Genomic DNA, 20,627 nt, shown 5'->3' with positions numbered 1-20,627 from the left:
TAAGAGATAGAGTTTCAGTGTTCGGTTTTGAAGGAATAAATTAAAAACGATAGCTTTCTGCTATCGTTTTTTTATGCATTAATTTCAGATAATTGTTTCTTTTTTTAAAATATATGTTATAATTAATTGAGAAAGTAGTAAAAGGCTGCATTGCAGGCTTCTTAAAATATATGGCATAAAGAATATGGCATAAAGAACAAAAGCAGCGGGAAGGGCACAGGAGTAAGTATGGATACTAAGATATTACTTGAAAACGGAACAAATGAATTGGAGATTCTGGAGTTTACCCTGGCAGGTAATTCCTACGGAATTAATGTTGCCAAGATCAAAGAGATCATCACCTATCAGCCAGTAACACCGGTTCCGAATTCACATCCCAGTATTGAAGGTATTTTCATGCCGAGAGATACTATGATCACCGCCATTGATCTGAAGAATTGTCTGGGGCGTGGTGAATCTGAGAAAAAAGGATTATTTATCGTTACCAACTTTAATAAGCTGGATATTGCATTCCATGTAGAATCTGTATTAGGTATTCACAGAGTAAGCTGGAGAGATATTATTAAGCCGGATATCACCATTTCTGCAGCAGATGAGAGTGTTGCTACCGGCATTATCAAGAAAAATGACAAGCTGATCATTATTCTGGATTTCGAGAAGATCGTATCTGACATCAATCCGGAGACAGGACTGAAGATGTCCGAGCTGAATGAACTGGGAGAGCGTACAAGAAGCTCTGTTCCTATTCTGATTGCAGAGGATTCCCCTCTGCTTAACAAGCTGATTGTAGATTCCCTGAAGGCAGCCGGCTATGTAAATCTGATCCATACAGAGAACGGTCAGAAAGCATATGATGTTATTACGCAGTGCAAAGAGGATGGTACACTGGATCAGCATGTTCGTTGTATCATCACCGATATTGAGATGCCGGAAATGGATGGTCACAGACTGACCAAGCTTGTGAAGAGCGATGATGCGACCAAGGACATTCCTATTATCATTTTCTCATCACTGGTTAATGATGACATGAAGAGAAAGGGAGAGGCTTTGGGAGCAGATGCACAGCTTTCCAAACCCGAGATCGGTAATCTGGTAAGAATTGTGGACGAACTGGTAGCAGAGAAGCATTTAGACAGATAGTAAGTTTAGAGAAGCAAAAAGGCTGGGATAGTCCCAGCCTTTTGCTATAATATCAGGATACAGTTATGGATAAACAAACAGAAGAAATCCTTCAGAAAATTGAAGAAGCGGAATATGTGCTGGTGGGCCTGGGACAGGAGTTTGACATGGAATTTTTCCTGCAAAGCAGAGAAGATTACCGCAGAATCCGGGAACAGTTACAACAGCAGAATGTACTTTGGCTTTTGCCTTATGTGGAAGAACAATTCCGCAGACAGTATTTGCCGGAGATGGAAGCAGAGATCGAGAAGGGATTGCAGAAGCTGGCAAAAGTATTGGAAAAAAAGAGTTATTTTGTGGTTTCATCTTCGCTGAATCATAAATTGGCAGAGGTTCCCTGGAAAAAAATGTTATTGAAAAAAGAGCGATTCGTGGCACCCTGTGGAGACTGGACGAAAAAACAGTGCCCGGACGGGTGTGAGGAAGGCATCCAGACAGTGACAGAAGCAGATGAGGAACAATTGCAGGAGAGTTTTAAGAAGCTGCAGACTAACGGGTTTTCGGTTCCGGATTTGGGAAAATGTCCAAAGTGCGGGAAAAAGTTGGTACTCAACAATGTCTATGCCGGCCGATACGATGAAAAAGGATATTTGAAAACCTGGACAGAATATCAGAACTGGCTGCAAAATACCCTGAATCATAAAATGGTGTTGTTGGAGATTGGGGAGGGGAACCGTTTTCCTACGATTATACGTTCCCCTTTTGAGAGAATCGCTTTGTTTCAACAAAAAGCAGACCTTTATTGTATAGATGGAGAACAAAATCCCATTGCCTGGTTGCTCAGCCTGTGTTAAACTTAACATGTTAGTAACTTGTGAGAAAGCGGAGGAATGACATATGCCTTCACAGGAGGAATACCTGGATAATTTATTAAAAGGAATTGAAACAGAAAATACGGAAACAGAGGTTACAAAGGAGCCGAAAATGACCGGGACGGAGGAAGAAACTGCCAAAGCACCGGAAACGCCGGAGCCTGTGGAAGAGAGTGGAACTCAGGTCGATATGAGCGATATGGATGATCTGCTGCAGTCGGCGCTGGATGCTCAAAAAGCTGATTCATCAGAGCAGGAAACGGAAGCAAGTCAGCCTGTAGCGGAAAATACAGCCATTCTTCCAGAGGAGACAGCTTCTATGTCTGAGGATGAAATTAACAGGCTATTGCAGCAGGGCCAGGAGCAATCCGGGGATGCTCCGGCACAGGAGAGCAACGATGCTAATGACGATCTGATCAAAATGTTGGAGAATGCGGATGACGAGGGATTGTCAAATATTCTGGATCAGGTGACACCGGAGACTGCACAGCCGGAGGAAACAGCAGAGCGGGAAGAAGACAACGGCAAGCGCGGAAAAAAGAAAAAAGAAAAGAAAAAGAAGGAAAAGAAGCCGGGATTTTTTGAACGGTTTAAGAAGAAATCCAAGGAAGAACCGGAATCAGCACCGGATGAGACAGAATCAGCACAGCCTGCGGGAGAGGAAGTTACATCGGATATCCCGGAAACTGTGCCGGATGATCTTGCGGATCTGTCTTCCCTGACGGATGGCATGGATGATACAGACAAAACACCGATGGAGGCTTCTGACAACACGGAAAGTGTAGAAAGTACGGAAAATGCTGCGGAAAACGGAGATGCCGGCGGCCTGGATGACGATCTGGACGCTTTACTTGCGGGAGCATTTCCGGAGCAGTCGGAGAACAGCACGGATAATGCATCCGGAGAACCGGAATCTGCAGATGTGATGGATATTCTGAAGGCTGCAGGCGCAGACATCATGGATGAGCCGGAACAGAAGAAAGAGAAAAAAGGCTTTTTTGCCAAATTATTAGATCTGTTCACCGAGGAGGACGAGGAAGAAGAGGAAACGGATCAGTTGCAGCTGTCCGATGAGAACAAGAAGATCCTGGAAGAGATGGACAAGGGCGGCAAGAACAAGAAAGGAAAAAAACAGAAAAAGCCTAAAAAAGAAAAGCAGCCCAAGCCCAAGAAACCGGCAAAAGAAAAAAAGAAAAAAGAAAAGCCGGAAAAGGAAGATAAGCCGTCAGTATCGGAGAAAAAGCTTTCTCCGAAGAAAATCCTCCCGATTGTAGTGGTATGTATTTCTCTGGGGGCGGTGATTCTGTTGCTGGGTAACTTCCTGGCGGATTATACCGCGAAGCGCAGCGGTAGAGAAGCTTACTATGCCGGAGATTATCAGACCTGTTACCAGAATCTGATGGGCAAGGAACTGGATGAGACAGAACAGGTGATGTACAGTCAGTCCGAGAGTATTCTGACCATCCGTATGTGGCTGCGGGAGTACGAAGTATTCGTAAACGAAGGCTCTGAATTGGAGGCATTGGACAGCCTGCTTCAGGCAGTCAGGGATTATCCGACATTGTTAAATTATGCGACACAGTGGAATGCGCAGGATGAGGTAAGTCTGGCATTCCAGGATATTTTGAATATCCTTTCCCAGAAATATCAGTTAAGTCAGGAAGAGGCACAACAGATTGCGGATATTTCCGATAATGTAGAATATACGAAGAATGTAATGTTGGTTCTGCAAAGGCTGGGACTGGGATTCTGGGAGTTCCCGCAGGGAACGGTAACGGAGGAAACATCTGCACCTAATACGGAGGAGGCGCCCGCACAGCTGCCGGATCCTCTCCCCGAGGAAAAGGAGATACAGCAATGATCACAGTGCTCGACTATGATGCTGGCAACATAAAGAGTGTAGAAAAGGCATTGGATTTTCTGGGAGAAGAGGTGAAGATTACCAGAGACAGAGAGGAAATCCTGTCCGCAGACGGTGTGATCCTGCCGGGTGTGGGAGCGTTCGGTGATGCCATGGAAAAACTGCACCAGTACGGACTGGTGGATGTCATTCATGAAGTAGTGGACAGGCAGATCCCTTTTCTGGGAATCTGTCTGGGCTTACAGCTGATGTTTGAGAGTAGTGAGGAGACACCGGGAGTAGAGGGACTGCACCTGTTAGACGGTAAGATCCGAAGGATTCCTGCGGCAGAAGAACTGAAGATTCCGCATATTGGCTGGAATGACCTTACTTTTCCCAATGAAGGAAGACTTTTCCGGGGCGTGGAAGAGCATTCCTATGTATATTTTGTACATTCCTATTATCTGGAGGCAGCAGATCCTTCCATTGTTACTGCCACCACAGAATATGGAACTTTGATTCATGCTTCCGTGGAAAAGGGTAATATTTTTGCCTGTCAGTTCCATCCCGAGAAAAGTTCCCGGGTGGGAATGAAAATTCTGCAGAATTTCATAGAGATCACACAAGAGTTCCGGGAAAAAGATAAGCAGGGAGGAAGATAGTGTGAAAATAAGCATGATAGCTTATTTTTCACACGGCTATTTGTGCGGCAGACGTCACAAAGTAGCTCTTATCGCAGAATCAAATTTTAAATTTGATTCGCAATTCCTCCGACGGAAGGAATCGTCTGCGGAATGGAGATTAATATGCATACCAAAAGAGTAATTCCCTGTCTGGATGTGAAGGATGGCAGAGTAGTAAAAGGTGTGAATTTTGTGAATTTCCGGGATGCCGGAGATCCGTCGGAGGTAGCATCTGCTTATGATGCAGCCGGTGCGGACGAAGTGGTATTTTTGGACATTACGGCTTCTGCAGACAGTAGAGCAACGCAGTTAGAGTGGGTGCGGAAGGTAGCCAGCAAGGTATTTATTCCTTTCACTGTAGGCGGAGGAATCCGTACCGTGGATGATTTTAAGGCGATATTGAGAGAAGGAGCAGACAAGATTTCTGTGAATTCCGCAGCCATTATGAATCCGCAGCTGATCAGTGATGCAGCAGAGAAGTTTGGCAGTCAGTGTGTGGTGGTCGCTATCGATGCCAAGAAGCGGGCAGACGGCGGTGGTTGGAATATTTATAAAAACGGTGGTCGTGTGGATATGGGCATGGACGCTGTGGAGTGGGCCAGAACCGCAGAGAAGATGGGAGCCGGAGAGATCCTGCTGACCAGCATGGACGGTGACGGCACGAAGGAAGGCTATGATCTGGAGCTGACCAGGGCTGTGGCAGAGAGTGTAAGCATTCCGGTTATTGCATCCGGCGGTGCTGGACAGCTGTCTCATTTCTATGATGCTCTGACAGAGGGAAAGGCAGAGGCAGTTCTGGCGGCATCTCTGTTCCATTACAAAGAATTAGAGATCAGGCAGGTGAAAGAATACCTACGGGAAAAAGGAATCAGTGTCCGTCTCTAGGGACGACAGGGAGGATTTGACTATGGCAATGATCACGAATGACTGGCTGACGGCTTTGGGCGGAGAATTCCACAAGCCTTATTACAGACAGCTTTTTGAATTTGTCAAAAATGAATACAACACCACCGTGGTCTTCCCACCGGCGGATGATATTTTCAATGCATTTCATCTGACGCCGTTAAGCAAGGTAAAAGTGGTGATTTTAGGACAGGATCCTTATCATAATGTGGGACAGGCTCATGGACTGTGTTTCTCGGTGAAGCCGGATGTAGATATTCCCCCTTCTCTGGTGAATATTTATCAGGAACTTCACGATGATCTGGGATGCTATATCCCTAACAATGGTTATCTTGTAAAATGGGCCGAGCAGGGTGTCCTGATGCTCAATACGGTGCTTACTGTGCGGGCACACATGGCCAATTCCCATCACGGGAAAGGTTGGGAAGAGTTTACAGATGCCGCCATCCGGGCACTGAATGCACAGGATCGTCCCATTGTGTTTATCCTGTGGGGCAGACCTGCCCAGATGAAGAAAGCTATGTTGAACAATCCCAATCATCTGATCTTAGAGGCCCCTCATCCCAGCCCCCTGTCTGCCTACCGCGGTTTCTTCGGCAGCAGACCTTTCAGCAAGACCAACAACTTCTTGAAAGAACACGGCGTGGAGCCCATCGACTGGCAGATTGAAAATGTGTAAATTGTGAGTTACGAGCCATGCAAAAATAGAGTGGAACACCCCGATGGGCGCTTGCGCACAAGCGAGGCTGGTTCACTCAGGGTGCATGGCTCGTAACGTAGTGCTGCCATACCCTCCACGAACGTCCGCCTGTCGCGAACGTCCTGTTCGCACCACCCTGATTTTCAACACTTTTCGAGAAAATGTCACCACCGTCCGACAAACATCCCCGGAAGGATATTCCATCCGCTGCGGACGTTCTGCTTTTTTCATAATATCTGTACACCATAGGCATTTCTGCTGCAGCCATTTCTATTGCTTTGGTGCAAATCGCATTAAAATAGCAAAATCAGTACAAAAAACCTCTAAATCAAACATTTTTTGTACTGATTTTATTATTTTTCCTATTTTAGCGAAAATAAGCTCTTATAAAAGGCCAAAATCTCCTGTTTTTGTATTTTTTTAGAAAAAAAGGGCGTTTTTAATACAAACAGAACTCCCGGAGGAGTGGCATCACTTTCTATTTCTTTACTGACATCTTTTCTCAATAAGTATTTCCCCTATTGACAAAACAAGGAATCCTTACTATAGTGTTCCTGTAAAGAACCACTAAAAGGAGTACCTATGGAAGAAGCGGCAATCATAGAACAACTTATCCTGTTCGGACTGAGCAGGCAGGAGGCTGCCATTTACCTGTGTCTTCTTCAAAATGAAGAACTGACAGGCTATGAGGTGGCGAAGCTGACGGGGATTTCCAGATCCAATGTCTATAATGGACTGGCATCGTTGGTGGAGCATGGAGCTGCTTATGTGATCGAAGGAACCTCCTCAAAATATCTGGCTGTAGCATTATCCGAGTTCTGCGATAACCGGATCCGGTATCTGCGGAAAGCAAAAGAACATCTGGTGGCGGATGGCCCCAGGAAAAATTTACCTAGAGAAGGCTATATCACCATCGAAGGCTATGACCACATCTGTGACAAGATCCGACACATGCTTCTGGGTGCCGAGAAGCGTATTTATTTTTCCGCAACAGGTGAATTCCTGGAGCAATGGTCGGAGGAGATCAGGGAGCTGGTCCGGGCACAGAAAAAAGTGGTGCTGATTTCAGAAGACAACAGAGAACCTTTTCCGGAAGATGCGGAATTAAAGGCCGGGATCATAGAATACCTGGTGCCGGAGCATTTCAGAGAGCTTAAGGAAGAGGAACAGCAGATGGATCAGATCCGTCTCATCATAGATTCCGAGTACATTCTCACCGGTACGGTGACGGGAAAGAGCAGTGATACCTGCCTTTACAGTGGCCAGAAGAATTTTGTCAGAGTCTTCAAGGATGCCATGCGCAACGAGATCGCCCTCATTCGGTTGAAGCAGGGTGAGCAATAATTATGTAGAAAACGCTTTTGCCGGGTGGAAACGGCCGCAGCGTTCTCATAAATAGGATAAAATAGAAAGGGATAGAAAAATGAGTATCAGAGTCGCAATTTTAGGTTATGGTAACTTAGGAAAAGGAATGGAATGTGCAGTAAAGCAGAATGATGACATGGAGCTGGTAGCCGTATTTACCAGAAGAGATCCTGCTACAGTAAAGACTTTAACAGATGTGAAGGTTTATAATGTAGATCAGTTACTGTCCATGCAGGACAAGATCGATGTCCTGGTGCTGTGCGGAGGCTCCGCAACCGATCTGCCCAAACAGACCGCAGAGTATGCAAAATATTTCAACGTGGTAGACAGCTTTGATACCCATGCGAAGATCCCCGAGCATTTCGCACAGGTAGATGCTGCAGCAAAAGAGGGCGGCAAGGTAGCCATGATTTCCGTAGGCTGGGATCCCGGTATGTTCTCCCTGAACAGACTGTATGCCAATGCCATTTTAAGAGACGGCAGCGATTATACCTTCTGGGGTAAGGGTGTCAGCCAGGGACATTCCGATGCCATCCGTCGTATCCCCGGTGTCAAGGATGCCAAGCAGTATACCATTCCCGTAGAGTCCGCACTGGAAGCTGTCAGAAACTGTGAGAATCCGGTTCTGACCACCAGACAGAAGCATACCAGAGAGTGTTTTGTGGTAGCGGAAGAGGGCGCAGACAAGGCACAGATCGAAGAGCAGATCAAGACCATGCCCAACTATTTTGCAGATTATGATACTACTGTACATTTCATCACTGAGGAAGAACTGCAGAGAGATCACGCAGGTATCCCTCACGGCGGATTTGTACTGCGTACCGGCAAGACCGGCTTAAACGGTGAGCACAACCATGTGATCGAGTACAGCTTAAAGCTGGATTCCAACCCGGAGTTCACTTCCTGCGTACTGACCGCTTATGCAAGAGCTGCTTACCGCATGAATCAGGAAGGCCAGAAGGGCTGCAAGACCGTATTTGATGTGGCCCCTGCTTATCTGAGCACTCTGACTCCGGAAGAGATGAGAAGTGCGTTACTGTAAATAAGATAGATGCAGAGGAGATACTTATGGAAAAAAAGGCATTTGTTACCAAAGAAATGATCGAAAAGATCGCAGAAAAATATCCCACACCGTTTCATATCTATGATGAAAAGGGAATCCGGGAGAATGCGAAGGCGCTGAAGGAAGCTTTTGCGTGGAACAAGGGCTACAAGGAGTTCTTTGCGGTAAAGGCGACTCCCAACCCTTTTCTGATCAACATCTTAAGAGATTACGGCTGTGGATGTGACTGCTCCTCTTTGACAGAGCTGATGCTCAGCAATGCTATGGGGGTAAAGGGAGAGGACATTATGTTCTCCTCCAACGATACCCCGGCCCATGAATTCGAATATGCGGCAAAAATCGGTGCCACCATCAATCTGGATGACATCACCCATATCGATTTCCTGGAGAAGACCATCGGTTATCTGCCCAAGACCCTGAGCTGCCGTTACAATCCCGGCGGATATTTTTCCATCAGCAATAACATCATGGACAATCCGGGCGATGCTAAATACGGTTTCACCACGGAGCAGATGTTTGAGGGATATAAGATCCTGAAGGCAAAGGGTGTGGAGAATTTTGGTATCCATTCTTTTCTGGCCAGTAACACGGTAACGAATGACTATTATCCCACTCTGGCAAGAGAACTGTTCGAACTGGCAGTAAAGCTGAAAGAGGAGACCGGCGCACACATTACCTTCATCAATCTGTCCGGTGGTATCGGTATTCCTTACCGTCCGGATCAGGAACCCAACGACATCAGAGTCATCGGCGAAGGCGTGCGTAAGGTATATGAGGAAGTTCTGGTACCGGCAGGCATGGGTGATGTGGCAATCTACACAGAGCTTGGTCGTTATATGATGGCACCTTACGGACATCTGGTGACCCAGGTCATCCATGAGAAGCATACTCATAAGGAATACATCGGTGTGGATGCCTGTGCCGTGAACCTGATGCGTCCCGCCATGTACGGCGCTTACCATCACATTACTGTACTGGGCAAGGAAAACGAGCCCTGCGACCACAAGTACGATGTGACCGGTTCCCTGTGCGAGAACAACGACAAATTCGCCATCGACCGGATGCTGCCAAAGATCGATATCGGTGACTATATTGCCATCCACGATACCGGTGCACACGGTTTTGCCATGGGTTACAATTACAACGGTAAGCTGAAATCCGCAGAGCTTCTGCTGAAGGAGGACGGCAGCGTGGAACTGATCCGCCGTGCCGAGACACCGAAGGATTATTTTGCAACCTTTGACTGTTTCGATATTTATAATAAGATTAATTTTGACGCATAACACTTACCCATAGGAGGTTGGCGTGACTGCTTGCAGGCAAAGCAGACCTCCTATGAGGGAAGTGAACGAACATGAGCAAGAAGGGCGATAGCCCGGAATGCGAATGGGAGTACCCATAGGAGGTTGGCGTGACTGCTTGCAGGCAAAGCAGACCTCCTATGAGGGAAGTGAACGAACATGAGCAAGAAGGGCGATAGCCCGGAATGCGAATGGGAGTACCCATAGGAGGTTGGCGTGACTGCTTGCAGGCAAAGCAGACCTCCTATGAGGGAAGTGAACGAACATGAGCAAGAAGGGCGATAGCCCGGAATGCGAATGGGCGATATAGGAGGATACGAAGCAATGAAATATCCGAAACATATACAGCGGGGAGGGACCATTGGATTTGTGGCCCCTTCTTTTGGCTGTCAGATAGAACCTTATTACACTGCCTTTGGCAATGCCCAGAAGAAATTCCGGGAAATGGGCTATCAGTTACAATTAGGCCCCAACTGTTATGCCGGAGAGGGCATCGGTATCAGTAACACCCCCGAAAAATGCGGGCAGGAGCTGACGGATTACTATTGCAGCCCGGAAAATGACTGTCTGATCTCCTGCGGTGGCGGAGAACTGATGTGCGAGACCATGAGCCATGTGGATTTTGAGCGTCTGCAGGCAGCAGAGCCCAAGTGGTATCTGGGGTATTCTGACAATACCAACATGACCTATCTGCTGGCAACCATCTGTGATACCGCCTCCGTCTACGGCCCCTGCGCGGCCGCCTTTGGCATGGAGCCCTGGCATGCATCCCTGAAAGATGCCTTCGGAATATTGACCGGAGAGACCAAAGAGGTGCATGGATATGACAAGTGGGAAAAGGAGTCTCTGAAAAATGAAGAACAGCCTCTGTTGCCCTATAACACCACGGAATCCAGAGTGCTGAAAAAGTATCTTGGCAGACAGACAGCAGAAAAGGAACCGGAGATCCGCTTTTCAGGTCGGTTGCTGGGCGGCTGTATGGATTGTCTGGTGAATCTACTGGGAACCCGGTTTGATAAAACACAGGATTTTCTGGAAAAGTATAAAGAGGACGGAATCATCTGGTTCCTGGAAGCATGTGACCTGAATGTTTTTGCCATCCGCAGAGCCATGTGGCAGATGGAGGAAGCCGGATGGTTTCAGTATGTCAAAGGTTTTCTCATCGGAAGACCGTTGTGTTTCGGACAGGAGATGATGGGACTGGATCAGTACCAGGCAGTTCTGGCCGTGGCGGGAGAGAAGAATGTTCCCGTGATCATGGATGTGGATCTGGGACATCTGGCACCCATGATGCCGATTGTCACCGGAAGCTGTGCGGAAGTACAGGTACAGGGCAATGATGTCACCCTCCGTTATGACTATCGGTAAAAATGTATAAATTCATAGAAAAAGTGTAGAAATAAGAAAAGGCTCATCCCAAACGGGAGAGCCTTTTCGTGCGTCTATGGAACGCTCTATTCGTCGAAAACGATATTAGCAGCCAAAATTGAAGTAGCCGCAGAATGCATTCAACCACTGAGAACAGTTAATGAATTTGAAACACATACTTTCTTCCTCCTTTTCCTGTTGCCTGGTGTTCGGTTACGTCTGTGTTAGCTAAGCACAAATGAATTGTAACAATTTTGTAACAATTAATCCATAGGAGATGATTGGAAAAAAATTAGAAAAAGCAGGAAATGCGATGTGGTTATAAAAATACAAAAAGAAAGCGCAGAACCGATTTGATTCTGCACTAACTGCCGGCAATGGGACTTGAACCCATACGGTGTTGCCACCAACAGATTTTGAGTCTGCCTCGTCTGCCATTCCGACACGCCGGCATTCAAACACTCACAACAGAGATTATTTTATCATAGATTAAAAAAGTTGACAAGAGTTTTTTTCTGGAATCTTGCTACTATTTTTCTAGTCTTTTTACACAAGATGTTGTATAGTAGAAGTGTATGAGTATATGGGAACGCAATCTGTAGAACTGTTTTGGAATAGGGTGGAAGCATGAATTGCAAAGAATTTGAAAAGAATATTCCTGATTTCATTGCAGGAAAACTGGATTTTCAGACCTTGCAGGAATTCGGGGAGCATATGCGGGAATGCCCGGGCTGCAAGGAGGAATTGGTGATTCAGTTCCTTGTAACGGAAGGTATGCAGCGTCTGGAAGACGGCGATGCTTTTGACCTGCAGAGAGAACTGGAACTGAGACTTGCGGAAGCAAAGCGCAAGGTAAGATTTCATATGGCTTTTCTGAAGACAGGGGCCGTACTGGAAGTGCTGACGGTGATTTTTCTTATGGGATTTCTGGGATGGATCATCTCTTAGCGACACCTGATAGAATCAAGAGGACAGAATTAAGATAGGATAGACAGAGTATGAGTCAGAAACTGGTATTGATCGACGGACACAGTATATTGAACCGGGCATTCTACGGAGTGCCGGATCTGAGTAATGCAGAGGGACTGCACACAAATGCCATTTATGGTTTTTTGAATATTATGTTTAAAATTCTGGAGGAGGAAAAGCCGGAATATCTGGCAGTGGCTTTTGATGTTCATGCACCGACTTTCCGCCACAAAATGTATGAGGCTTACAAGGGAACGAGAAAGCCTATGCCGGAGGAATTGCGGGAGCAGGTGCCCGTCATGAAGGAAATCCTGAAGGCCATGCATATTACCATTATGGAGCAGGCGGGACTGGAAGCAGATGACATTCTTGGAACGCTGGCCAAAAAAGCAGAGCAGGCCGGATTGGAAGTATCACTGGTCTCCGGTGACAGAGATCTGCTGCAGATTGCCACGGATCATATCAAGATCCGGATTCCGAAGACGAAGCAGGGCAGAACGGAGATCGAGGATTATTATGCCGCAGATGTACTGGCTGCCTATCAGGTGACTCCGTTACAGTTTATCGAACTGAAAGCCCTGATGGGAGATACCGCCGATAATATTCCAGGAGTGCCGAAGGTGGGGGAGAAAACCGCACAGGCACTGATGGTGGAGTACGGTTCTCTGGATAATATTTATGCCCATGTGGAAGAAATCTCGAAAAAAAGTATCCGGGAATCCCTGATCGAGCATAAGGATCTGGCAGATCTGAGCAAGACGCTGGCAACGATCAAGACCGACTGCGAATTGCAGTTGGATTACGAACAGGCCAGAGCAGAGGGGTTCTATACCCCGGAAGCCTATACCTTGTGCAAACGTCTGGAATTCAAAAATCTGTTGGGAAGATTTGAAAAAGATGCCGCCGCCAATGACAGCAAGATCGCAGAAAGCTTCCGACAGATTGAAGATAAAAAAGAATTTTTACAATATCTGAAAAAAGCGCAGAAACAGAAGGAGATCGGCCTGTGGCTGATCACGGAACCAGTGGATGCTACTACGAAAAAAGAAGAATTGCTGGGGGTGGCATTGTCTATGTCCGATGAGGAGACGGTATTTTATGCCCTGACACATGAAAAGGAACCGGAAGGGCAGTTAAGTCTGTTTGCGGAAGCGGTGGAATCTGTGGATGACACCGCAGAGATCACGGAAGCTCTACAGGAACTTTCCGCAGGTACGGATACACAGATCGCTACCTTTGATGTGAAGCACCAGTATGACTATCTGGACCGCAGCAGTACAGAACAGTATTTTGACGTATTGATCGCGGCGTATCTGCTGAATCCTCTGAAGAATGATTATGACATGGAGGCCATTGCTTCGGAGCATCTGGGAATTCTGATCCCGGGCAGAGCGGAAGTATTCGGCAAGAGAGATTTTCGGACACTGCTTTCCGAGGACGCCGGGAAAGCCATGGAGTATGCGTGCTACGGAGCCTATGTCTCCCGGAAAGGCAAAAAAGTCCTGAAGGACAAGCTGGAGGCAGCAGGCATGAAATGTCTCATGGAGGAGATGGAGATGCCTCTTTCACTGGTACTGTATGACATGCAGAAAGAAGGTGTGGCTGTAAAGCGGGAGGAACTGAAGGCTTATGGGGATGCACTGGTGGCCCGCATTGAGGAACTGGAACAGTCCATTCACACACAGGCAGGAACAGAGTTCAATATCAATTCCCCCAAGCAGCTGGGCGAGGTACTGTTTGAGACCATGCAGATCCCCGGCGGCAAGAAGACCAAGACCGGATATTCCACAGCTGCGGATGTGCTGGAAAAGCTGTCGGCGGATTACCCTATTGTAAGAGATATCCTGGAATACAGAGGTCTGACCAAGTTAAAGTCCACCTATGCAGACGGACTGGCAGCTTTTATTGAAGAGGACGGCAGGATCCATACGAATTTCAATCAGACCATTACTGCCACGGGGCGTATCAGCTCTACAGAGCCGAATCTGCAGAACATTCCCATGCGTATGGAACTGGGCAGACAGATCCGCAAGGTATTTATCCCCAGAGAAGGCTATGAATTCATGGATGCGGACTATTCCCAGATCGAACTGCGTGTGCTGGCTCATATGTCCGGAGACGAACAGCTGATTGATGCTTACAGACAGGAAGAGGATATTCACCGGATCACGGCATCCAAGGTATTCCATACTCCTTTCGAGCAAGTCACGGATCTGCAGCGCCGGAATGCCAAGGCAGTCAATTTCGGTATCGTCTACGGTATCAGTTCCTTTGGACTGAGTCAGGATCTGAGTATCAGCAAAAAGGAAGCGGCACAGTACATTGAACAGTATTTTGCCACTTACCCGAAGGTGAAGGAATTCATCGACAAACTGGTGGCGGATGCAAAGGAAAAGGGCTATACGGAGACCATGTTTGGCAGAAGACGCCCTATCCCGGAACTGTCATCCTCCAATTTCATGCAACGGTCCTTCGGCGAACGAGTGGCCATGAATGCCCCTATTCAGGGAACGGCGGCGGATATTATCAAGATCGCCATGATCAAGGTATGGAAAGCATTGAAAGAGGAAGGGTTAAAATCCCGTCTGATCCTGCAGGTGCATGACGAACTGTTGATCGAGACCGCACAGGAGGAAGAGGCAAGAGTCCGTGAAATCCTTACGGAAAATATGAAGTCCGCGGCAGATCTGGCGGTGACGCTGGAAATCGATCTGCACACGGGCAATAACTGGTATGAGGCGAAATAAATGCGTTTTATAGGTATTACCGGCGGTGTGGGTGCCGGGAAAACAGAGATTTTAAAATATATCGGACAGCATTATAAATGTGAGATCTATCTGGCAGATGAGATCGGGCATAAAGTCAAGGAACCGGGAACCGAAGGCTATCATGCGCTGGTAGCGCTGATGGGAGACGGAATCCTTGCGCCGGACGGACAGATCGATAAGCCGGCAATGGCGGCAAAGATTTTTGCAGATCCGACACTGTTGGAACAGGTGAATGCCATCATTCATCCTGCGGTAAAAAAATATCTGGCGGATCGTCTGACAGAGGCAAAGAATAAGGGCGATGTGGAACTGTTTTTTGTGGAAGCGGCACTTTTGATCGAGAGCGGGTATGAACATATAGTGGATGAAATGTGGTATATCTACGCCAGAGAAGATGTACGCAGAAGAAGACTTTCGGAAAGCCGCGGTTACACACCGGAGAAGATAGAAAAGATCATAGCATCACAGCTTTCGGAGGAAGAATTCCGGCAGCATTGTGATTTTGTCATTGATAACAGTGACAGTCTGGAAGACAGCTACAGACAGATCAGACAGAAACTGGAGGCATATTCATGGAAGGAGTAAAAGAAAAACAGGGACAGTTGGTATTCGGACTGGATATCGGTACGAGAAGCATCGTAGGTACGGTAGGATACTTAAATGGCGGGAAGTTCCATGTGCTGGCACAGCGCTCCAAGGAGCATGAGACCAGAGCCATGCTGGACGGACAGATCCATGACATCGGCAAGGTGGGAGAGACTATTTCCCAGGTAAAGGAACAGCTGGAAGCGGATCTGGGCAGAGAACTTACGGAAGTATGTATCGCAGCTGCAGGCCGTGTGTTGCGTACCGTCACTACCTATGTGGAGCACAGCTTTGAGAGTGACCGGGAGATCACGCAGGAAGATGTGTATTCCTTGTGTACCATGGGCGTGGAGAAGGCTTACGAGGAATTCCAGAACAGCAATACGGATACAGATATGAAATTCTACTGTGTGGGTTATACGGCCATGCGGTATTACATGAATGGCTACCAGATGGGTAATCTGGAGGGACATAAGGCAAAAAACATTGCAGTGGATCTGATCGCCACGTTTCTGCCGGATGATGTAGTGGACGGTCTGTATAAGGCAGTAGAACTGGCGGGCCTGCATGTGGCGAATCTGACACTGGAGCCTATTGCTGCCATTCAGGTAGCAATTCCGGAGAAGTTCCGTATGTTAAATATGGCATTGGTGGACGTGGGTGCAGGCACCAGTGATATTTCCATTACCAAAGAGGGAACCATCACAGCCTATGGCATGATCCCCGTAGCAGGAGACAGCCTGACGGATATTCTGGTACAGCATTGTCTCGTGGAATTCGAGGTGGCCGAGCAGATCAAGAGAAAATGCAGAACCCAGGAGACTATCGAATACGAAGATATCATGGGACTGCCCCAGACCATCAAAGCCAGCGAAGTGCTGGAACTGCTGGATCCGGAGATCGAACGTATGACCCAGCTGGTATCCGATACCATCAAAGAACTGAACGGGGACAAACCGGTCAGTGCCGTGTTCGTGGTAGGCGGCGGTGGAATGGTGCCCGGTTACACGGAGAAGCTGGCAGAAAAGCTGGGCATCGTGAAGGAACGTGTGGCAATCCGGGGACAGGAAGTCATGCAGACCATTACATTTGAACTGGAAAATGCCAGAAAGGATGCCATGATGGTAACACCTATCGGTATCTGTTTAAGCTATTATGTACAGAGCAATAATTTTATTTTCGTGGAATTTAACGGAGAGCGGGTAAAGCTCTATGATAACGGCAAATTATCCGTGACAGATGCCGCTATGCAGATGCAGTTCCCCAATGACCAGCTGTTCCCCAGAAAAGGGGAAGCCCTTCTGTTTACTGTCAATGGTAAGACCCGTATGGTGCGGGGCGAACAGGGAGAGGCAGCAGTCATCCGGGTCAACGGAGACGAGGCGGATATGTATACCCAGGTACATAATGGGGACCGCATTGTGGTAACACCTTCCACGGAGGGCGAACCGGCGGTGCTGGAGCTGGGAAAACTCTCTGAACTGGGGGATGCACTGCAGGTCTATGTGAACGGTAAACAGATCAGTCTGCCGAAGACAGCGGAAGTCAACGGTCACAGAGAGAATGAATTCTACCGGATCGGCCAGAACGATGATATTCGGATTCGGAATTCTTATACTGTAAAGGAAATCGCAGAATTTCTGGATGTGCCTCTCGGTGCGGATATCAGGGTCAATGATACAGCGGCGCAGCCGGATACCAGAGTTTATGAGCATTTCACCGTAAGCTGGGATATGAAGAACCCGCTGCCGGAAGGGAGTTATGCAGACCTGCCGGATGCGGACACAGAAGAGGATGCCTATAGAGAAGAGCCTGTTTATGGAGAAGGGCCTGTGATGCAGAAGGCAGAGGCTGTGGCAGGAGAAGCGGCGATGACACAGGGGACAGAGACTGCAGCAGAAAACGGGACGGCTTCCGTGACAACGCAGGGGACTTCCGGGAAGCAGGACGAAAAGTACGAAAGCGTGGAACAGACGGCACAGAGCCAAAGCGTGTCACCACAGGGACCGCATCCGTTAACAGTGATCGTGAACCATTCCCCCATCACCATGCAGGGTAAGGCTTCCTATGTATTTGTGGATGTGTTTGATTATATTGATTTTGATCTGGGATCCTCCGCATCCGCAGGCAGATCCATTGTGACGAACTTAAATGGACGCCCGGCACAGTTCATGGAACCTTTGAAAGAGGGAGATGTGATCGAGATCTACTGGAAAAGCATGCACTAGTATGCATTAATGCCGAAGATGGAAAACGGCAAAGAGTAAGACAGAAGTAAGATAGAAAAGAGATTAAGAAGTTATGAGATTATGTAGTATTGCCAGCGGCAGCAGCGGCAACTGTATTTACGTGGGATCAGAGGCCACGCATCTGCTGGTGGACGTGGGAATCAGCGGCAAAAAGGCGGAGGCCGGGCTGAACAGTCTGGGACTCACCGGAAGAGATCTGGATGGCATCCTGGTGACCCACGAACATATGGATCATGTGGCGGGACTGGGTGTCATGGCGAGAAAATATGAAGTGCCGATCTATGCCACAACGGGAACCCTGGAAGAAATCCAGAAGATGGGGAATCTGGGCAAGATCGATCCAGCCCTGTTTCGGGAAGTGAAGGAAGATGTGAAACTGACTATCAAGGATCTGACTGTCAATCCCATGAAAATCTCCCATGATGCGGCACAGCCGGTGGGCTATCGTATTGCTTACGGAGATAAAAAGGTAGGAATCTGTACGGATTTAGGAGTCTATAATGATTACACCGTGGAGTGCCTGAAGGGAATGGATGCCTTGCTGCTGGAAGCGAATCATGATGTGAAGATGTTGCAGGTAGGACCTTATCCCTATTATCTCAAACAGAGAATTCTGGGGGACAGAGGACACCTTTCCAATGAAAATTCCGGCAAGCTGCTCTGTCGAATCCTGCATGACAAGCTGCAGGCTATCGTGCTGGGACATCTCAGCAAGGAGAATAATCTTCCGGAGCTGGCCTATGAAGCAGTCCGGATGGAAATCACCATGGGAGAGAACCCTTACCGGGCGGAAGACTTCCGGATGATGGTGGCAGACAGGAGCAATGTATCTCCGGTGATCAATATTGCGTAGCGGATGCGCAGCGCATCAGCCAGCATTATTCGTTGGAGCCGCATCATAGCACGCTTTTGCGTCATTTCATGACTAGCTTTGCTCCATAGTTTGGCGCTCGGTGCCTGAAACATATTCGCTCACAAAATGATGCAAGTATGATTTCTGTGTCTGAATATGTTCATAGGCTGAACTTGAGGTTGCAAATTGTAGTAAAGTGTAGTTTAATAGATAAAAATAATAGCATGATTTCATGCAGAAAATGAGGGCGATTATGAAAAGAACAATTATTACGGTAGTTGGTAAGGACACAGTAGGCATTATCGCAAAGGTATGTACCTATCTTGCGGAAAACGGCATCAATATCCTGGATATTTCCCAGACCATCGTACAGGGATATTTTAACATGATGATGATCGTTGACACCAATCAGATGCAGAAAACTTTTGGTGATATGGCAGATGAACTGGCTGCTCTCGGAGAAGAGATTGGCGTAGTGATCAAGTGCCAGAAGGAAGAGATCTTTGACAAGATGCACCGCATCTGATAAGCCCCACGATTTCGAAATAAATAAGACCCGAAGGGGCAGATAGGAGCCGTAATGATCAATTTATATGAAGTAACAGAGACCAACAAAATGATCGAGGAAGAGAACCTGGACGTGCGTACCATCACACTGGGTATCAGCCTGTTAGACTGTATCGATTCCGATCTGGACAGATTAAATGAGAAGATTTATAACAAAATCTACGAAGCAGCCAAGGATCTGGTGAAGACCGGAGAGGAGATCTCCAGAGAATTTGGCATCCCCATTGTAAATAAGAGAATTTCCGTAACTCCCATTGCACTGATCGGTGGTGCGGCATGTCATACGATAGAAGACTTTGCAAGTATTGCAAAGACATTGGATAAGGTAGCACATGAGGTTGGTGTGAACTTCCTGGGCGGTTATTCCGCATTGGTCAGCAAGGGAATGACCCCGGCGGACGAACTGCTGATTCGTTCCATTCCTCTGGCGCTGTCTACCACAGAGCGTGTGTGCAGCTCTGTGAACCTGGGCTCCACCAAGACCGGTATCAACATGGATGCCGTAAAGCTGATGGGTGAGATGGTCAGGGAGACTGCAGAGTATACCAAGGAAGATGATTCCCTGGGCTGTGCAAAGCTGGTAGTATTCTGTAATGCACCGGATGATAATCCTTTCATGGCAGGTGCCTTTCATGGTGTGACCGAAGCAGACAAGATCATCAATGTCGGTGTCAGCGGCCCCGGCGTTGTAAAGACCGCACTGGAAAAGGTGCGCGGCGAGAACTTCGAGGTTCTCTGTGAGACTATCAAGAAGACTGCTTTTAAGGTAACCCGTGTAGGTCAGCTGGTAGCACAGGAGGCATCCCGGATGTTAAATGTTCCCTTTGGCATCGTGGATCTGTCTCTGGCACCGACCCCGGCCATCGGCGACAGCGTAGCGGATATCCTGTGTGAGATCGGTCTGGAACATGCCGGAGCTCCCGGAACCACTGCAGCCCTGGCGTTGTTGAATGATCAGGTGAAAAAGGGCGGTGTTATGGCATCTTCCTACGTCGGCGGTTTAAGTGGTGCATTCATTCCTGTCAGTGAAGATCAGGGAATGATCGATGCCGTGAATGCCGGAGCCCTCACCATCGAGAAGCTGGAAGCCATGACTTGTGTCTGCTCCGTAGGTCTGGATATGATCGCCATTCCCGGAGACACCAAGGCAACCACCATTTCCGGTATCATTGCGGATGAAATGGCCATCGGTATGGTGAACCAGAAGACCACCGCAGTCAGAATCATCCCCGTAATCGGAAAAGGCGTGGGAGAGACCGTAGAGTTCGGCGGCCTGTTAGGTTACGCGCCCATCATGCCCGTGAATACCTTCTCCTGTGATGCTTTCGTCAACCGCGGCGGCCGCATCCCCGCACCTATTCATAGCTTTAAGAACTAACTGGAAATTTAGCGAAATATCCCCGTAGCCCTTGGCAGGGTATA

At 47.8% G+C, this 20,627-nt stretch carries 18 protein-coding genes and 1 tRNA gene; 17 read left to right on the top strand and 2 right to left on the bottom strand.

The features are described 5' to 3' along the window. The first annotated feature begins 228 nt into the window (after positions 1-228). From DW835_RS16795 to DW835_RS16770, 6 genes are all read left to right on the top strand, one after another. A complete protein-coding gene (locus tag DW835_RS16795) occupies positions 229-1,140 on the top strand; it encodes a chemotaxis protein (protein WP_022312258.1) in 912 nt (303 codons plus the stop codon). 65 nt (positions 1,141-1,205) lie between these two features. Then, complete coding sequence (locus DW835_RS16790) at positions 1,206-1,973, top strand: hypothetical protein (RefSeq protein WP_118539959.1); 768 nt, start codon at positions 1,206-1,208, stop codon at positions 1,971-1,973. A 43-nt stretch (positions 1,974-2,016) separates the two neighbouring features. Then, the gene (locus DW835_RS16785; protein WP_118731466.1) at positions 2,017-3,852 is read left to right on the top strand and encodes a hypothetical protein; all 1,836 of its coding nucleotides are present in this window, start codon (positions 2,017-2,019) and stop codon (positions 3,850-3,852) included. Continuing rightward, complete coding sequence (gene hisH / locus DW835_RS16780) at positions 3,849-4,493, top strand: imidazole glycerol phosphate synthase subunit HisH (RefSeq protein WP_118731465.1); 645 nt, start codon at positions 3,849-3,851, stop codon at positions 4,491-4,493. Before DW835_RS16785 ends, hisH begins: the two co-directional genes overlap by 4 nt. 144 nt (positions 4,494-4,637) lie before the next feature. Continuing rightward, complete coding sequence (gene hisF, locus DW835_RS16775; RefSeq protein ID WP_118539962.1) at positions 4,638-5,399, top strand: imidazole glycerol phosphate synthase subunit HisF; 762 nt, start codon at positions 4,638-4,640, stop codon at positions 5,397-5,399. A gap of 22 nt (positions 5,400-5,421) precedes the next feature. Continuing rightward, positions 5,422-6,096 (top strand): uracil-DNA glycosylase, encoded by a 675-nt coding sequence (locus DW835_RS16770; protein ID WP_118539963.1) that lies wholly within the window; start codon positions 5,422-5,424, stop codon positions 6,094-6,096. 72 nt (positions 6,097-6,168) lie between these two features. Here DW835_RS16770 and DW835_RS18125 read toward each other — a convergent pair whose 3' ends face one another. Beyond that, the gene (locus DW835_RS18125) at positions 6,169-6,348 is read right to left on the bottom strand and encodes a hypothetical protein (RefSeq protein ID WP_182430345.1); all 180 of its coding nucleotides are present in this window, start codon (positions 6,346-6,348) and stop codon (positions 6,169-6,171) included. A 351-nt stretch (positions 6,349-6,699) separates the two neighbouring features. Between DW835_RS18125 and DW835_RS16765 the strand changes: the two genes are divergently transcribed. From DW835_RS16765 to DW835_RS16750, 4 genes are all read left to right on the top strand, one after another. Continuing rightward, positions 6,700-7,461, top strand: a complete 762-nt coding sequence (locus DW835_RS16765; RefSeq protein WP_118731464.1) for a TrmB family transcriptional regulator — start codon at positions 6,700-6,702, stop codon at positions 7,459-7,461. Between the two features lie 79 nt (positions 7,462-7,540). Then, complete coding sequence (locus tag DW835_RS16760; RefSeq protein ID WP_118731463.1) at positions 7,541-8,524, top strand: diaminopimelate dehydrogenase; 984 nt, start codon at positions 7,541-7,543, stop codon at positions 8,522-8,524. A 26-nt stretch (positions 8,525-8,550) separates the two neighbouring features. Further along, positions 8,551-9,828, top strand: coding sequence for a diaminopimelate decarboxylase (locus tag DW835_RS16755; RefSeq protein WP_117467367.1), 1,278 nt, complete (start codon positions 8,551-8,553; stop codon positions 9,826-9,828). A gap of 342 nt (positions 9,829-10,170) precedes the next feature. After that, positions 10,171-11,214, top strand: a complete 1,044-nt coding sequence (locus DW835_RS16750; RefSeq protein ID WP_118731462.1) for a S66 peptidase family protein — start codon at positions 10,171-10,173, stop codon at positions 11,212-11,214. A gap of 369 nt (positions 11,215-11,583) precedes the next feature. Here the strand turns inward: DW835_RS16750 and DW835_RS16745 are convergent. Then, positions 11,584-11,666, bottom strand: a tRNA-Leu gene (locus tag DW835_RS16745). Between the two features lie 175 nt (positions 11,667-11,841). Between DW835_RS16745 and DW835_RS16740 the strand changes: the two genes are divergently transcribed. The 7 genes from DW835_RS16740 (at position 11,842) to DW835_RS16710 (ending at position 20,583) form a co-directional block, all read left to right on the top strand. Beyond that, a complete protein-coding gene (locus DW835_RS16740; protein WP_022311862.1) occupies positions 11,842-12,162 on the top strand; it encodes a zf-HC2 domain-containing protein in 321 nt (106 codons plus the stop codon). 50 nt (positions 12,163-12,212) lie between these two features. Continuing rightward, positions 12,213-14,930 (top strand): DNA polymerase I, encoded by a 2,718-nt coding sequence (gene polA / locus DW835_RS16735; RefSeq protein ID WP_118731461.1) that lies wholly within the window; start codon positions 12,213-12,215, stop codon positions 14,928-14,930. Further along, on the top strand, positions 14,931-15,536 hold the full coding sequence (gene coaE, locus DW835_RS16730; protein ID WP_118731460.1) for a dephospho-CoA kinase: 606 nt from the start codon (positions 14,931-14,933) through the stop codon (positions 15,534-15,536). Beyond that, positions 15,524-17,764 carry a cell division FtsA domain-containing protein gene (locus DW835_RS16725; protein WP_117467358.1) on the top strand — a complete coding sequence of 747 codons (2,241 nt, stop codon included), beginning with the start codon at positions 15,524-15,526 and terminating at the stop codon, positions 17,762-17,764. Before coaE ends, DW835_RS16725 begins: the two co-directional genes overlap by 13 nt. Positions 17,765-17,837: 73 nt before the next feature. Beyond that, positions 17,838-18,638 carry an MBL fold metallo-hydrolase gene (locus tag DW835_RS16720; protein ID WP_117569179.1) on the top strand — a complete coding sequence of 267 codons (801 nt, stop codon included), beginning with the start codon at positions 17,838-17,840 and terminating at the stop codon, positions 18,636-18,638. A gap of 253 nt (positions 18,639-18,891) precedes the next feature. Further along, positions 18,892-19,164 (top strand): ACT domain-containing protein, encoded by a 273-nt coding sequence (locus DW835_RS16715; protein WP_022311867.1) that lies wholly within the window; start codon positions 18,892-18,894, stop codon positions 19,162-19,164. A 54-nt stretch (positions 19,165-19,218) separates the two neighbouring features. Further along, positions 19,219-20,583 (top strand): PFL family protein, encoded by a 1,365-nt coding sequence (locus DW835_RS16710; protein WP_117467355.1) that lies wholly within the window; start codon positions 19,219-19,221, stop codon positions 20,581-20,583. Positions 20,584-20,627: the final 44 nt, after the last annotated feature.

This window comes from Clostridium sp. AM34-9AC, from assembly GCF_003480225.1.
Lineage (GTDB): Bacteria > Bacillota > Clostridia > Lachnospirales > Lachnospiraceae > Acetatifactor > Acetatifactor acetigignens.
Note: the sequence above shows the minus strand (reverse complement) of the source record. Positions and strands in the feature narration are given on the sequence as shown.